General features: G+C 68.3%; 17 protein-coding genes and 1 tRNA gene. 7 read left to right on the plus strand and 11 right to left on the minus strand.

Annotated features, from left to right (window positions below):
• Positions 1-120 precede the first annotated feature (120 nt).
• From VGL30_RS06710 to VGL30_RS06745, 8 genes are all read right to left on the minus strand, one after another.
• The gene (locus VGL30_RS06710) at positions 121-798 is read right to left on the minus strand and encodes a hypothetical protein (RefSeq protein ID WP_331538107.1); all 678 of its coding nucleotides are present in this window, start codon (positions 796-798) and stop codon (positions 121-123) included.
• 25 nt (positions 799-823) lie between these two features.
• The gene (locus VGL30_RS06715) at positions 824-2,161 is read right to left on the minus strand and encodes a 2-hydroxycarboxylate transporter family protein (RefSeq protein ID WP_331538109.1); all 1,338 of its coding nucleotides are present in this window, start codon (positions 2,159-2,161) and stop codon (positions 824-826) included.
• Between the two features lie 154 nt (positions 2,162-2,315).
• Positions 2,316-2,492 carry a hypothetical protein gene (locus VGL30_RS06720; RefSeq protein WP_331538111.1) on the minus strand — a complete coding sequence of 59 codons (177 nt, stop codon included), beginning with the start codon at positions 2,490-2,492 and terminating at the stop codon, positions 2,316-2,318.
• Positions 2,489-2,746, minus strand: coding sequence for a hypothetical protein (locus tag VGL30_RS06725; RefSeq protein WP_331538113.1), 258 nt, complete (start codon positions 2,744-2,746; stop codon positions 2,489-2,491). The genes VGL30_RS06720 and VGL30_RS06725 overlap by 4 nt, the downstream gene beginning before the upstream one ends.
• A gap of 19 nt (positions 2,747-2,765) precedes the next feature.
• Entirely contained in the window at positions 2,766-3,755 is a 990-nt protein-coding gene (locus tag VGL30_RS06730) for a hypothetical protein (RefSeq protein WP_331538115.1), read from the minus strand.
• A gap of 15 nt (positions 3,756-3,770) precedes the next feature.
• Positions 3,771-4,076: an amidohydrolase family protein gene (locus tag VGL30_RS06735; RefSeq protein WP_331538117.1), complete on the minus strand. Its 306-nt coding sequence runs from the start codon at positions 4,074-4,076 to the stop codon at positions 3,771-3,773.
• Positions 4,073-4,984, minus strand: a complete 912-nt coding sequence (locus VGL30_RS06740) for an amidohydrolase family protein (protein WP_331538119.1) — start codon at positions 4,982-4,984, stop codon at positions 4,073-4,075. The genes VGL30_RS06735 and VGL30_RS06740 overlap by 4 nt, the downstream gene beginning before the upstream one ends.
• Before the next feature lie 75 nt (positions 4,985-5,059).
• Complete coding sequence (locus tag VGL30_RS06745) at positions 5,060-7,252, minus strand: TonB-dependent siderophore receptor (RefSeq protein WP_331538121.1); 2,193 nt, start codon at positions 7,250-7,252, stop codon at positions 5,060-5,062.
• A 225-nt stretch (positions 7,253-7,477) separates the two neighbouring features.
• Here VGL30_RS06745 and VGL30_RS06750 point away from each other — a divergent pair, with 225 nt between their 5' ends.
• The 3 genes from VGL30_RS06750 to VGL30_RS06760 all read left to right on the plus strand — a co-directional run bounded on the left by VGL30_RS06750 (position 7,478) and on the right by VGL30_RS06760 (position 8,350).
• A complete protein-coding gene (locus tag VGL30_RS06750) occupies positions 7,478-7,663 on the plus strand; it encodes a hypothetical protein (protein ID WP_331538123.1) in 186 nt (61 codons plus the stop codon).
• A 149-nt stretch (positions 7,664-7,812) separates the two neighbouring features.
• Positions 7,813-8,121, plus strand: coding sequence for a hypothetical protein (locus VGL30_RS06755; protein ID WP_331538125.1), 309 nt, complete (start codon positions 7,813-7,815; stop codon positions 8,119-8,121).
• A gap of 1 nt (position 8,122) precedes the next feature.
• Positions 8,123-8,350, plus strand: a complete 228-nt coding sequence (locus tag VGL30_RS06760; protein WP_331538127.1) for a hypothetical protein — start codon at positions 8,123-8,125, stop codon at positions 8,348-8,350.
• Here VGL30_RS06760 and VGL30_RS06765 read toward each other — a convergent pair.
• Entirely contained in the window at positions 8,347-8,787 is a 441-nt protein-coding gene (locus tag VGL30_RS06765) for an Lrp/AsnC family transcriptional regulator (protein ID WP_331538129.1), read from the minus strand. The two genes, VGL30_RS06760 and VGL30_RS06765, sit on opposite strands and share 4 nt — an antisense overlap.
• A 126-nt stretch (positions 8,788-8,913) precedes the next feature.
• Between VGL30_RS06765 and ald the strand changes: the two genes are divergently transcribed.
• Complete coding sequence (gene ald / locus VGL30_RS06770) at positions 8,914-10,011, plus strand: alanine dehydrogenase (protein WP_331538131.1); 1,098 nt, start codon at positions 8,914-8,916, stop codon at positions 10,009-10,011.
• Positions 10,008-10,337 carry a hypothetical protein gene (locus tag VGL30_RS06775; protein WP_331538133.1) on the plus strand — a complete coding sequence of 110 codons (330 nt, stop codon included), beginning with the start codon at positions 10,008-10,010 and terminating at the stop codon, positions 10,335-10,337. Before ald ends, VGL30_RS06775 begins: the two co-directional genes overlap by 4 nt.
• Positions 10,338-10,428: 91 nt before the next feature.
• On the opposite strand, the gene VGL30_RS06780 is transcribed toward VGL30_RS06775, so the two are convergent.
• Positions 10,429-10,504: transfer RNA gene (locus VGL30_RS06780), tRNA-Lys, on the minus strand.
• A 92-nt stretch (positions 10,505-10,596) separates the two neighbouring features.
• Here VGL30_RS06780 and VGL30_RS06785 point away from each other — a divergent pair.
• Positions 10,597-10,947, plus strand: a complete 351-nt coding sequence (locus VGL30_RS06785; protein ID WP_331538136.1) for an Hpt domain-containing protein — start codon at positions 10,597-10,599, stop codon at positions 10,945-10,947.
• Here VGL30_RS06785 and gcvA read toward each other — a convergent pair.
• Entirely contained in the window at positions 10,944-11,900 is a 957-nt protein-coding gene (gcvA, locus tag VGL30_RS06790; protein WP_331538138.1) for a transcriptional regulator GcvA, read from the minus strand. The two genes, VGL30_RS06785 and gcvA, sit on opposite strands and share 4 nt — an antisense overlap.
• 176 nt (positions 11,901-12,076) lie before the next feature.
• On the opposite strand from gcvA, the gene cobA reads away from it, so the two are divergent.
• On the plus strand, positions 12,077-12,915 hold an 839-nt coding region (gene cobA, locus VGL30_RS06795; protein ID WP_331538140.1), incomplete at its 3' end, for a uroporphyrinogen-III C-methyltransferase.

Here is a 12,915-nt window from a genome sequence, read left to right on the forward strand (position 1 = left end):
CCGCCGCCACCACACGGTCCCGAAGGTCCATCGAATAAGGTCGGGTCATCCCTGCTGGCCTCCCGCACCAGCAGGAAGCTTGAATCAGACCTCAGCCGATTTGGGAATCCAACGATTCACTCAAACCGCAACCCGCTCTAGGAAGGTCTGGTGGTCGGACTGTGAGACGCGGCCGAAGCCGCGGCCGCCGCCCAGGCCATTGTAACTTTCCACGCCCAGGGCGGTCGCCGCGTCCAGCTTGTAGGCGACCTTGGTGGCGACCTGGAAATCCACCGGGCTGTGCTCGGGCCCGGAGACCGCCCAGTCGACGTTCAGGTTGGCGGCCATCGTCCAGGGTCCCTTACGGACGCCCCAAATCCCCTTCAGCTCGGCGTTCCAGGGATTGATGTCGAGGTCGTGGCGCACGCGCCCGAGCTCGAAGTTGAGGCCCCAGAACCAGTCCTGCGTCGCGGGCCTGGGTGCGATCCACTTGATCCGGCCCTTGATCCCGCCTGCCTCGAATTTGCCTCTGCGGTCGATGGTCATCAGGGGCAGATAAAGCCCAAGCTCGGTGGTCTCGCTCAGCGAATAGCTCCACTCGGGCGTGATCCGGATGCGGCTTTCGGAGGCCTGCTCGCCGGCATAGTCGGCCGCCGCGCGGCCGCTCGGCACATAGTTGAGGTGGACGTCCAGTCCCGGCCGGTGAACCGGGCCGATCTCGTCCATATAGACCTGGATCTCCTCGTCGGCCGCGGCCGCCGCCGAGGGGACCGCCAGCGCCGCTGCGCTCATCAGGGCGACCCGGCTCAGGCGGCGCATGGGCGGCTCTCCTGTCCGGGCTTCCTCACAGGCCGCTCCCGAAGCGGGCGAAGGCCAGTAGGATGAGGGTGACGGTGATGGCCCCGCCGATGCGGGTGGCGATCTGGGCGAAGGGCATTAGCTCCAGCCGCTCGGCGGCAGTCAGGATGGCGACGTCGCCGGTGCCCCCCTGGCCGGAATGGCAGGCGGTCACGATGGCGGCCTCGATCGGATGGAGGCCGACCCAGCGGCCGACGAAGAAGCCGGTGATCACCAGGGTCAGGACCGTGGCGGCGATGGTAATTAGAGTCGGCGCGTTAAAGGCGCCCATCAGCTTCTCCCAAGGGGTCTTCGAAATCCCGATGGCGAAGAGCAGCGGGTAGGTCGCGCAGACTGAGAAGAATCGGTAGTTGGCATAGGCGCCGCGCTCGAGGGCCGGCGGCGCGAGGCGAGCGAGCTTTATGGCCACCGCAAGCGCCAGCATAATCACCGGGCCCGGCCACCCCCAGAGCTTCTGCGACAGCACGCCAAGCAGGAACAGGGCCGCGATCAGCAGCGCCGCGGCCCCCACCGTCTCCACGTCGGGCGCGGGCGAGTGGGCCTGCAGGGTGGTCGCCGCCTCCCGGTCCGTCGCGGGCTCGATCTGGCCGGAGCCCGTCAGGTCGGGGCGCCGGCGGCCGAGGAAATTCAGCGCACCCGCCAGGACGATCGCCGTCAGACTGCCCAGCATCACCGCCGGCAGCACCTCGGCGAAGTAGTCTCCCTGGGCTCCGTGGGTGATCTGGGCGTAGCCCATGGAGAGCGGGATGGCGCCCTCGCCGACGCCGCCGGCCATGATCGGCGCCACCACCTTGAACAGGGTGTGGCGGAAGCCGAGCCCCAGCGCCGTCCCGGTGGCGCAGCCGACGATGAAGGCCGCGACGGAGCCGGCCGCGAGAGGGGCGAAGATTTTCAGGAAGCCGGAGACCATGATCCGCCGGTCCATCCCGAGGATCGAGCCCACGATCACCGAGGCGATGAAGACGTAGAGGAAGTTCGACTGGTCGGTGAAGGTCGAGATCGACTTGGCGAGGGGCGCCGGCAGGAGGTGGGCATAGACCATATACGACGGCAGGAAGGTGGCGAGGATCGCCCCCAACCCCAGCCGGCGCAGGCCGGGGATCCGGCGACCGATCTCGGCGGTGGCGAAGCCGCCCAGACCAAGAATGGCGATGCTGGTCGGCAGGTCCGAAGGCGCCTCGCCCAGCAGGGTGAAGGCGAGCGCGATGCCGGCGATCAGGAGGGCGAGCGGAACGGGTACGATGCCGATGCGCCAGCCCATTGCGCGCCACCACATGGCAAGCGCGGGGCTAGCCGCCGGGGCCGAGGCCTTGTCGTCGCTCATGGGCGGCTCCCCGGTGCTCACCACATCCCTCAGTACTCGCCCTTGAGCGAGACGTAGAAATCGCAGCGGCCCTCGGTCGCGGCATTCTGGATGCCCGGGCCGCTGGAGACCAGCAGCGACGAGTGGTCGGTCAGCTTGTAGGCCATCGCCAGGTTCACCCGGAGAAGGCTCGGCCGTCGCGGGCGTCGGCGCTGCGGTGGCCGATCTCGGTGCCCAGCTTCAGGGTGTCGGTCGGGGCGGGATCGTCGGTAGTGTAGGGCGGTCCGGCGAAGGCGGGTGACGCGACAAGGACGATCGCGCCGACGGCCGCGAGCGAAAGTCCTGTCCTCACGCGGCGGCCTCCGCCGATTCCTTCGCCTGCCGCCGCTCGGTCCACCAGACGCCGACTACCATCAGGACCAGGATTGTCAGCGAGGCGCCGATCCGGTTGAGGTTCAGGCCGCCGTGGTTGAACGGCTTGGTGAGCAGGTCGCCGACGGTGGCGCCCAGCGTCGTGGCCAGGATCTTGATGATCCAGAAGGCCAGCGTGACCTGAGGGACCTTGCTCAGCGCCTGGGACAGGTCGGTCTGTTTGGAAGAGGGCATGAACTCGGCTCCTTCGGCGTCAGCGGCTCACCACCAGGACCTCGAAGGTCCCGGGCACCGGGGTCGGCCGGGCGGCGCCCGGCGCCTTCGCCAGTCGCGCGGCGGGGATGTAGACGCGGCCGTCGCGCGGGTCGACGGCAAGGGTGCGGTTGTCGGGCTCGGTCTTTAGCACCTGGGCCACGGTGGGTGCCTTGCCGGCCAGCGAGATCACCGTCAACGTGCCGTCGCGGCCGGCCACGAAGGCGGTCTCGCTGCGCTCATCCAGGCCGACGCCATCCGCCTCCTTGCCGCTCTTTAGGCTCTTCACCAGCTTGCCGCTCGCGGCCTCGACAATGGTGGTCGAGCCGTCGCAGGAGGCGATCAGCCATCGCCGTCTGGCGTGGTAGGCGATGCCGGTCGGGCCGTCGCAGCCCGGCAGCTTGATGCGGCGCAGGACCTTCGCGGCGGCGACGTCGATCGCCACCGTCTCGTTCCTGTCCTCGACGTTGACGAAGGCGAGCCCCTTACCGTCGAACGCCGCCATCTCGAGGTCGCCGCCGACGATGATTGTCCCTGCCACCGCGTGCGCCTTCGGATCGATCAGGGTGATGTCGCCGCCGGAGTGGTTCATCACCAGCACCAGGCCGCTCTTCGGGTCCTGCCCCACGGCGTCAGGGTTCTTGCCGGTCGCCACGGTCGCGAGCGTCGCGCCGGTCTGGCCGTCCACGAAGCGGGCGGCGTTGGCGTTCCCGTAGGTGACCAGGATCTCGCGGCTGCCGTTCACCGGCAGTGCGTCGTGCAGCCGCTCGCCGGCCGCCAGCCCGCCGGTGACCTTGCGGGTGGCGAGGTCCAGGCTCATCAGCGAGATGCCGCGGGTGACCAGCAGGCGGTTGTTGACCGCGTCGATGCGAGCGAAGTCCCAGCCGCCGTCTGGTCCCGGGATGCGTTCGGAGATGCGGTAGGCGCCGGGCGCGGCGACGGCGGCGCTCGCGGCCGCAAGGCCGGCCGCCAGGAAGGTCCAGAACTTCATGCAATAACCTTTCGATCACGGCGCGGCGGGCGCGGCGTAGACAACCGTGCCGCCGAGGATCGTCATCCGCACTTTCGTGTCGCGGATCTGCTCGGGCGTCAGCTTGCGGATGTTGCGGTCCACCAGGGTGATGTCGGCGAGTTTGCCGGGCGTCAGGCTGCCCTTCAGCCGTTCCTCCCGCGACGCGTAGGCGGGATTGATCGTGTAGGCCGCGATCGCCTCGTCCACGGTTAGCGCCTGGTTGGCCAGCCAGCCACCCTTCGGCGTGCCGTCCAGGCGCGCGCGGCGGGTGGCGTAGTAGATGTTCTCGAACGGGTTCAATGGGCGATGTTGTTGCGGTCGTACACCCGCACGGTGAGCTCACCGCGGGCCCGCAGGTCCTTGAAGAGGCCGAGGTCGGTGGTGCTGCGCTCCACCGCGGTGCGGAACAGCTTGGTCTGGGAGATCTCCTCGACCCGGGAGATGTCGTGGATGCCGGTGATGCCGAAGGCGTTCAGCTGGTGGAGCATCGCGCGCGCTCCGATCAGGTCGCGGGCTCGCGATTGCGCCGGCATGATCTCGGCCATCCGCTCGCCGGTCGCGCCCAGCAGCACGCCGGTGAGCTCGCACTTGCCGTCCTTGTCGTAGTGGCCATTCGGCGGGTCGGGCGTGTTCTTGTCGATGTGGGCGTAGTCGAACCCCTTCGAGTTCACGAAGTAGGCGCCGTCGTAGCGGCGCAGCAGGACCGGGTGGGCCGGGGCGATGGCGTCGATCTCGGCGAGGTTCGGCTGGAACGGCTTCCAGACCTTGTCGCCCCGCTTCTTCGCGGCCACCGCGGCGGCGGAAGACCAGTCGTACCCGGTGATCCACAGGCCCTTGGGCACCTCGCGCGCAGCAGTTTTCAGGCGCTCCGCGAGGAGGGCTTCGTCATCGACATCGACGAGCCGGATCTGGAAGAAGCTCTCGACCGCATTGCCGAAGTGGGTGTGGGCGTCGATCAGCCCGGGCAGCACGAAGGCGCCCTTCAGGTCGACGACCTGGGTCTCGAGACCCTTCAGCTTCATGATCTCGGGGTCGGTTCCGACGGCCAGGATGCGGTCCCCGCGGACCGCCACATCCTGCGCGTGCGGCCGGTCCGGATCGACCGTCCAGACGTCCCCGTGACGCAGGATCAAGGTCGCGGTCTCCGCCGCGGCCGCCGGCGAAAAAAGGCCCGCGACGATCATGGCCGGTGCCAGGGCCTGGAGCATGCGTCTGACCATCGCGGGACCCTTAAGTCGGACGGCTGGGGAGGAACGGCCGCCCGGTGAACCGAAGCCTTGAATTTAGAAGCGAGTGCCGATCGAGAACTTGACCACCGAGGGCGCGCCTTCGGCCAGGAAGAGGCCGGCGGTCGAGACCCAGTACTTCTTGTTGGTGATGTTGTCGGCGTTGACGCGGAAGGTGGTCTGGTGACCGAACAGATCAGTCTCGTAGGAAACGCCCAGGTTCACGAGGGCATAGCCTGGGACCCAGCCTTGGTTCAGCGAGTTGATGGCGCGCGCGCCGGTGTAGAACACCCCGCCGTTGACGCTCAGGCCCTCGACCCACTGGTTCAGCCGGTATTCGCCCGCCAGCGAGTAGGTGCGCTTGGGCGTGTTCTCAATGAACTTGCCGACCGAGCTGGGCGACACGGTCGTGCCGGAGATCACGGTGGGCGCGCCGGAGACCTGCTTGGCGTCCAGGATCTGGGCGGTTGCGTAGAGCGAGAGCTCGGGGGTGACCTCGCCGGTCAGGCTCAGCTCGAGCCCCTTGTAGTGGGCCCGGCCGTCCTGGACGTAGACGTTGGCCGGGTTGATGAAGGTCGACGCGCGGTCGATGTCGAAATAAGCGGCCTGGAAGAGGAGGCCGCGGCGCGGCTCGATCTTCAAGCCATATTCCTTCTGGGTGCTCTCGGTGGCGGGCAGCTGGGCGCCGGCGTTCACCGCGGCGGCCGGCGCAATTGGCGTCGACTCCAGGCCCTCAATATAGGTGGCGTAGAGGCTGGCCCAGGACCGCGGCTTCACGACTACGCCATAGGAGACCGAGGTCGGCGTGGCGTGGAAGGTGGTCACGCCTGTGGTGCGGTTATCCTCGGTGTAGTCCGACTTTCGCACGCCGACGAGGACCTGCAGCCATTCCTGGTACTTCATGCGGTCAAAGACGTAGTAGCCGACGTCCTTGATGCCGGTGAGCACACCGGTGCTGGGGCCAAGCGGCGTCTCCGGAATCGGTCGGGGCGTGAGGAAGTTCTGAGTGCAGGTGACGCGCACGCCGGCGGAATTCGGGCACAGGCCGGCGACCGCGGTGGAGTTGAATTGGGTACGCTCGTTGCGCGAGGCCCCGAACAGCAGCTCGTGGTCGATCGGACCGGTCGCGAAGGCCCCAGCGATCTCGCCGCGGACGTTCTTGTTGACGTACTCGTTGCGGTTCTGGAGGCTGATCGCTAGCGTGCCTTCGCCGGTGGTCAGGCTCGTCGGCGTGAAGCTCGCAAAGCGCCGGGTCCGGTGCAGCTTCGATTCACCGATGTCGAAGATCGCCTCCCAGGCCGGGCTGAACTTGTAGTCCACGTGGACCAGCGCATTCACTTCGTCCGCCTTGTTCTTCATCCACTTGTCGCCGAAGTTCGTCTTCGGATCGATCAGTGGCGGCAGCGGGACATCGGGGTAGGGATTGGCCACCGTCGACTTCGGCGCCACCAGCTTGAAGACGCCCGGCTCCGGCACCGTCTTTTTGATGGCCTCGAGATCGAGCGAGATGGTCAGCTTGTCGGTCGGCTTCAGGTCGAAGGCCCCGGCGATCAGGCTGCGGTGGCCGTAGGTCTTGTCGATCCCGGAGTCGACGCCGGCGTCGACGAGGTTGATCCGGGCCCCCAGCAAGCCGACCGTGGTGTTGGCGTCGATATGGCCGCCCACGCCGCCATGGTTGTCGCCGAACGCGCGCATGCCCACGAAGCTCTCCGCGGTCGGACGCTTCATGGTCATGTTGATGATGCCGGCAGGGGTGGTGAACCCGTAATAGAGCGCGGACGCGCCCTTCAGCGCTTCCACCCGGTCCTTGTCCTCGAGCGGAAGGTCGATGAGGTTGACGATGGGCAGGCTGGAATCCAGTCGGTAGTTTCCCCGGTTCTCCACGGCGATCCCGCGGATCGACAGGTTGTTGTAGACGGTGGGCGAGGTCTGCGAACTGGTCACGCCGGCGGTGTTCTTCAGCGCGTCCATCAGGCCGAGCGCCTGCTGTGAGAGCAGCACCTGCTGCGGGATGACGCTGATGGTGAGCGGTGTGTCGATGGTGCGCGCGCCGCGGAAGCTGCCCGCCTGGACCAGCTCCGCGCCGTAGCCCTTGCGGTCCGCGGTGACGACGATCTGCTCCAGGACCGGTCCGAAGTTAGACGCTCCGGCCGCCTTGGGCGCGGTCTGCGCCAGCGCGCTCGTCCCCGCCATGAGCGTCGCCGCCAGGCTCGCCGAGATCACCACCTGCGTGGCCGTTGCCGACTTCATATGCAAACCCCCTATGGCTGCGCTCAGCGCGGTGACAGGCCGATAGGAGCCCGTCCCCCCGGCCTCAGACGAGCATCGCCCTAGATGTATTATGAGCTTACGAAAAGCGCTACGTCCTTTTTTCCGTCCACCACGGACAGGGCGACATTCGCCTATTCACTGTGTCTTTCCAGGCGATAGGGTGAACGCGTGGCGCGGTGTCTTTCCAGGCGATAGGGTGAACGCGTGGCGCGCGAGACCGTAGCGCAGGCGGTTGGTCTCGGTCACCGCTTCCTCCAGAGGAGCGGCGAGAGCGCATCTGACATGCCAATTTCCCTAAGCTGGGGGATGATCATTGTCGTGATTTTGTCTTTTCATGGGACAAAAAGCAGTGATGTATTGCAGCTTCCGAACGAACAAAGGGAAATCTGAGTGTGGCGGCCATGTCCACTGCGCGACGAATGGATCGTCGAAGAGGGCCCGCGCGACGCGGTCCGCGACCGTCCGGCCGACCGTTTCACGCGCGAGCTGCTTGCCGCCACGCCCACCGTCACCTTCGCCAATCCCACGAGGGTAGCCCCATGAAGCGCTTCAACCTGCTGACCGCCGGCCTAGCCCTGGGCCTCGGCTGGGCTGGATCGCCGATGGCGCGCTCTGCTGCTACGGCGTCAATCTCTACCGCTATCCGGCCGGCCCGGTGGTCCACGCAGCTGGTGCTGGGTTATCGCGGCGACGAGGGCTTGGCGCATCGTGACCCCACGACCCGCGCCGTGCGTGCGCGTCTCGCCGCCACCTCGCCGGAGTGGAAGGCCTTCGCCGACAACAAGCAGAAGCTGCGCACCGAGAAGCAGCCGGTGGTCGCCGACCTCATCGCCGCCTCGGCGCCTTGAGGTGCGCCTCGACGCCCTGAACCTGTTCGGCCTCGCGTCCGTCATCGCGGGCCTCGTATGCTATTTCCTGGAGGCGCGCAGCCCCTGGTGGGTGCTGGGCTTCGCCGGCGCCAACGCCTGCGCGGCGGCCTACGGCTTCCTTCAAGGCGCCTGGCCCTTCGGCCTGGCGGAGATCTTCTGGACCGCCGCGGCCTTACTGCGCTGGGCCAAGCTGCGGCGAACGATCTAGGGCTCGATCACCGTGCGGATCGCGAAGTGGGACACGAGCCGCAGGACGCCGGGCAGCCGGGCCAGCGTATCGCGATGCACCCGCTCGAAGCTGTCGTCGGCGCGCACCGGGACCTTGAGGATGTAATCAAACTCGCCGGTCATTAGGTGAGCCTCCTCGATGTCGCGCGCGCGCCGGATCGCTTCCTCGAAACGAGCGAGCGTCTCCTGCGCCTGATCGCGCAGGGTCACGGACACGAAGACGATCGAGGGATTGCCCCGCGCCTCGGGGGAGAGCTTGGCGCGGTAACCGGCGATCAGGCCGGCGGCTTCCAGGAGCTTCACCCGACGGTGCGCCGCCGAGGCCGAGAGCCCGACCCGCTCGCCGAGGCGCGCGGCGGTCACGTCGCTGTCGTGGCTGACCACCGCCAGGATCTTCTCGTCGATCTTATCCAGCATGTCCCTCTGTCCTGAAATGTAGGTCATCTTTAGGAGAATTTCCGATCCAGATCTACACGACGCCGATATTTCGGAATTCCTCCGTCCCCCAGCGGGCAATCTTCCAGCAGCCAGGAGGAACCAGCGATGCGCATCGGAGTGCCCAAGGAGATCAAGGTCCACGAGTACCGGGTCGGGCTGACGCCTGCCGCGGTGGGCGAGCTCACGGCGCGCGGCCACCAGGTCGTGGTCCAGACCAGCGCGGGCTCAGGCGTCGACTATTCGGACGAGGACTACCGCGCCGCGGGCGCCGAGATCCTGCCCGATGCGCCGGCCGTGTTCGAAGCCGCTGGCATAATCGTAAAGGTGAAGGAGCCCCAGCTGCACGAGTGCGCCTGGTTGAGGCCCGACCAGACGCTCTTCACCTACCTGCACCTGGCCGCCGACAAGCCCCAGGCTGAGGCCTTGATGAAGTCCGGCGCCACCTGCATCGCCTACGAGACCGTCACCGACGCCAAGGGCGCTCTGCCGCTGCTGCGGCCGATGTCCGAAGTTGCCGGCCGGATGAGCATCCAAGTCGGCGCGCACTACCTCGAGAAGGCCCAAGGGGGTCGTGGCGTGCTGCTGGGCGGCGTGCCCGGCGTCGAGCCGGCCAAGGTCGCGATCCTTGGCGGCGGCGTCGCCGGCGTGCATGCGGCCGAGATGGCGCTGGGCCTTCGCGCGGACGTGACCATCTTCGACATCTCGACGACTCGCCTCGCCGAGCTCGACCAGGTGTTCGACGGCCGAGTGAAGACCGCCTTTGCCTCCAAGGCAGGGATCGCCCGCGCCGTGGCCGAGGCCCACGTGGTGGTCGGGGCCGTGCTCATCCCGGGCGCTGCGGCCCCCAAGCTCGTCACCCGCGAGATGCTGAAGACCATGACGCCCGGGTCGGTGCTGGTGGATATCGCCATCGACCAGGGCGGCTGCTTCGAGACCTCCCACGCCACCACCCACGACGACCCGGTCTTCGTGGAGGAGGGCATCATCCACTACTGCGTCGCCAACATGCCCGGCGCGGTCGCCCGCACCTCCACCGAGGCGCTGAACAACGCCACTCTGCCTTTCGTTTTGAACCTCGCGGAGGAGGGGGTGGAGCAGGCCTTAGCCAACTCCCACCACCTCGCGCGCGGGCTGAATGTCTCTGGCGGGAAGATCAGGCACGCGGCTGTCGCGGATGCGCTTGGCTTGTCGTTTGCTGCATGACTCAGACCGCGCCGCGGAGGGTAGCCGCCGAAAAACGTGCCCTGCTGACAGCGTGCTGGCCCGTCCATGAAGCCGTCATTGAGGGCCTCGATGTCCGAACCGTCGTGTGCTTCGGAGGAACTGCAGGGGCATGGGTGCGGGAGGCGTTTCAGGCCAATGAGCTGGCCGGTACGCTCGTGGAGCGCGACGCGCGTCGGTGGACCAGCTATGCCCATTTGAACGGGCAGGGCCGGTGCGTCATCACCTTGACACACCCAAGCATCGCCATGTGGGACGCCCCAGCCACCGATCCAACGTCGTTCGTGCGGGAAATGCTGGCCCGCTAACGGGCGGGAAGCGCTCGATAGACGCTGTTCCCCATATGGGACCCCGCACCCGCGCCGTGGGGATCATCTCACCACCAAGTTCTTGAAATAGTGGTGGGTGCAGTAGGATTCGAACCTACGACCCGCTGATTAAGAGTCAGCTGCTCTACCAACTGAGCTATGCACCCGTCGCGGCGTATGGCTTTAAGGGCCAGCGGCGAGGGCGCGGAAAATACGCGAATTCGATCGGTTGGCAAGGCGCAGGTGGACGAGGGCGAAAATGGCGCGGCGCGACATCACCGGAGCGGTGGACTTCGCCTATCTGAAAGGCTTCGCCGCCGGCGACCAGCAGGTGGTGAACGAGGTGCTGGCCCTGTTCCGTGAGCAGGCCGACCTCTGGACCGGCCTGCTCGACCCGGCCGGCGAGGGTTGGCGCGACGCGGTCCACACCATCAAGGGCGCCGCCCGCGGCGTGGGCGCCGGCGCGCTGGCCGCCGCCTGCGAGCACGCCGAGCACAGCGGCCCCGCCGGGCTGGACGGTGTCCGCGACGCCCTCGACGCGGCGCTGTCCGACATCGCCGCCTACGCCCACGAGCAGGCCCTGCAGTCACTCAAGACGCCGAGAGCCTAGATCCACGCCCCGTTGTCGATGCCGCGCAGCGCCGCCTCGTGCGCCTCGGCCTCGGCGGTGATCCAGGCCACGAAGGCCTTCACCTGCGGCAGGCGGCCCTTGGCCTTGGGGTGGACCAGATAATAGGCGAAATCCACCGCGGTGGAGATCTGGATCGGCGCCACCAGCCGGCCGGCCTCCAGGTCGTCCTGGGCCAGGGTCCGCTTGGCCAGCGCCACGCCGCGGCCGTTGACCGCCGCCTCGATCACCAGGCTCGACTGGTTGAACCGCGGGCCCCGCGTTCCGTCCACGCCCTTCACCCCACGCGCCGCCAGCCACATGGCCCAGTCGGGGCAGGAGTCGTCCGGCTCCGGCGAGCCGTCGTGCAGCAGGATGTGGCGGATCAGGTCGCCGGGCTCGGCCAGCGGCGTCTGGGCCAGCAGGTCGGGGCTGATCACCGGGATCACGGTCTCGCTCATCAGCCGGCGGATCTCCAGGCCGGGATAGCGCCCGGCGCCGTAGCGGATCGCCACGTCCACCTCGCCGGCGGTCAGGTCCACCAGCTCCAGGCCGGCGGACAGCCAGACGTCCACCTGCGGACACGCGCTCTCGAACTTGCCCAGCCGCGGCACCAGCCACTTGGCGGCGAAGGAGGGGGCCGCCGTCAGGGTCAGCCGCCGCCCGTCCACCGCCGCGGTCAGCAGCGAGGCGGCCTCGGCCAGCCGGTCGAAGGCCTCGCGCAGGGCGGGCAGGGCGGTCTGGGCCGCGTCGGTCAGCAGCAGGCCCTTGGAGGTGCGCCGGAACAGCGGGGCCCCCACATAGTCTTCCAGGTTCTGGATCTGCTGGCTGACCGCGCCCGGCGTCACCGACAGCTCGTCGGCGGCCCGGCTGAAGTTCAGGTGGCGGGCTGCAGCCTCGAAGGCCCGCAGGGCGTTCAGGGGGGGCAACCTGCGTCGCTCTCCGTTGCGTTCCATGAGATTAGCTGACAGCCCCGGCAGAAGTCCTCGGCTTGCGAAGTGGAGCCTCGTACACCAGTTTGCAAGCGTCCGGCGATGTATTGGCCCTTTCGTCGGCGGATATCCGGCGGGGCGGGCGCAAGCCCGTCCCGTCTCGTTTCCGGGACGAGAGTGTTTTTAGAGAAGCTATGGCCATGACGCACGGCGCCCCCCGACCGAAGCGCGAGAGCCGCCTGGTGGTGCTGGGCGGCGAGCCCGCCCGCGCGCCCGGAACGGTGTGGCTGGTGGGCGCGGGGCCCGGCGATCCGGACCTCCTGACCATCAAGGCGCTGAGGGCGCTGCAGGCCGCCGACGTGGTGGTCCACGACGGCCTGGTCACCGACCAGATCCTCGACCTCGCCCGCCCCGGCGCCCGGCTCATCTCGGTGGCCAAGCGCAAGTCTCGCCACTCCTATGCGCAGGACGAGATCGACCGCATGCTGGTCGCCTTCGCCCGCGAGGGCCTGACCGTCGTGCGCCTGAAGGGCGGCGACCCGTTCGTCTTCGGCCGCGGCGGCGAGGAGGCGCTCGCGCTCTCGGCCGCCGGCGTGCCGTTCGAGGTCGTGCCGGGCATCACCTCGGCGATCGCGGCGCCCGCGTACGCGGGCATCCCCGTGACGCACCGCAACGTCTCGGCGCAGCTCGCGATCGTGACCGGGCACGAGCGCCCGGGCAAGGAGACCTCCGAGATCGACTGGGACGTGCTCGCGCGCTTCCGCGGCACGCTCGTCTTCCTGATGGGCGTCGGCCGGCTCGGCGACATCGCCGGGGCACTGATCGAGAACGGCAAGGATCCCGCGACGCCCGCCGCCGTCGTGCAGTCGGGCACGCTGCCGGCCCAGCGCACCGTCAGCGGGCCGCTCTCGGAGATCGCCGCGATCGCCCAGCAGGCGGGCATCAGGGCGCCGGCCGTCACCGTCGTCGGCCAGGTCGCCGGGCTGCGCGCCGGGGTCGCGTGGGCCGAGTCGCGGCCGCTGCACGGCCGCACGATCGC

Source organism: Phenylobacterium sp., from assembly GCF_036502675.1.
Classification (GTDB): Bacteria; Pseudomonadota; Alphaproteobacteria; order Caulobacterales; family Caulobacteraceae; genus Phenylobacterium.

Excerpts from the sequence above, each read along its gene's own strand:
- VGL30_RS06710 (WP_331538107.1), bottom strand. The coding sequence starts at position 798 with ATGCGCCGCCTGAGCCGGGTCGCCCTGATGAGCGCAGCGGCGCTGGCG.
- VGL30_RS06715 (WP_331538109.1), bottom strand. The coding sequence starts at position 2,161 with ATGAGCGACGACAAGGCCTCGGCCCCGGCGGCTAGCCCCGCGCTTGCC.
- VGL30_RS06725 (WP_331538113.1), bottom strand. The coding sequence starts at position 2,746 with ATGCCCTCTTCCAAACAGACCGACCTGTCCCAGGCGCTGAGCAAGGTC.
- VGL30_RS06730 (WP_331538115.1), bottom strand. The coding sequence starts at position 3,755 with ATGAAGTTCTGGACCTTCCTGGCGGCCGGCCTTGCGGCCGCGAGCGCC.
- VGL30_RS06740 (WP_331538119.1), bottom strand. The coding sequence starts at position 4,984 with ATGCTCCAGGCCCTGGCACCGGCCATGATCGTCGCGGGCCTTTTTTCG.
- VGL30_RS06745 (WP_331538121.1), bottom strand. The coding sequence starts at position 7,252 with ATGAAGTCGGCAACGGCCACGCAGGTGGTGATCTCGGCGAGCCTGGCG.
- VGL30_RS06755 (WP_331538125.1), top strand. The coding sequence starts at position 7,813 with ATGAAGCGCTTCAACCTGCTGACCGCCGGCCTAGCCCTGGGCCTCGGC.
- VGL30_RS06765 (WP_331538129.1), bottom strand. The coding sequence starts at position 8,787 with ATGCTGGATAAGATCGACGAGAAGATCCTGGCGGTGGTCAGCCACGAC.
- ald (WP_331538131.1), top strand. The coding sequence starts at position 8,914 with ATGCGCATCGGAGTGCCCAAGGAGATCAAGGTCCACGAGTACCGGGTC.
- VGL30_RS06775 (WP_331538133.1), top strand. The coding sequence starts at position 10,008 with ATGACTCAGACCGCGCCGCGGAGGGTAGCCGCCGAAAAACGTGCCCTG.
- VGL30_RS06785 (WP_331538136.1), top strand. The coding sequence starts at position 10,597 with ATGGCGCGGCGCGACATCACCGGAGCGGTGGACTTCGCCTATCTGAAA.
- gcvA (WP_331538138.1), bottom strand. The coding sequence starts at position 11,900 with ATGGAACGCAACGGAGAGCGACGCAGGTTGCCCCCCCTGAACGCCCTG.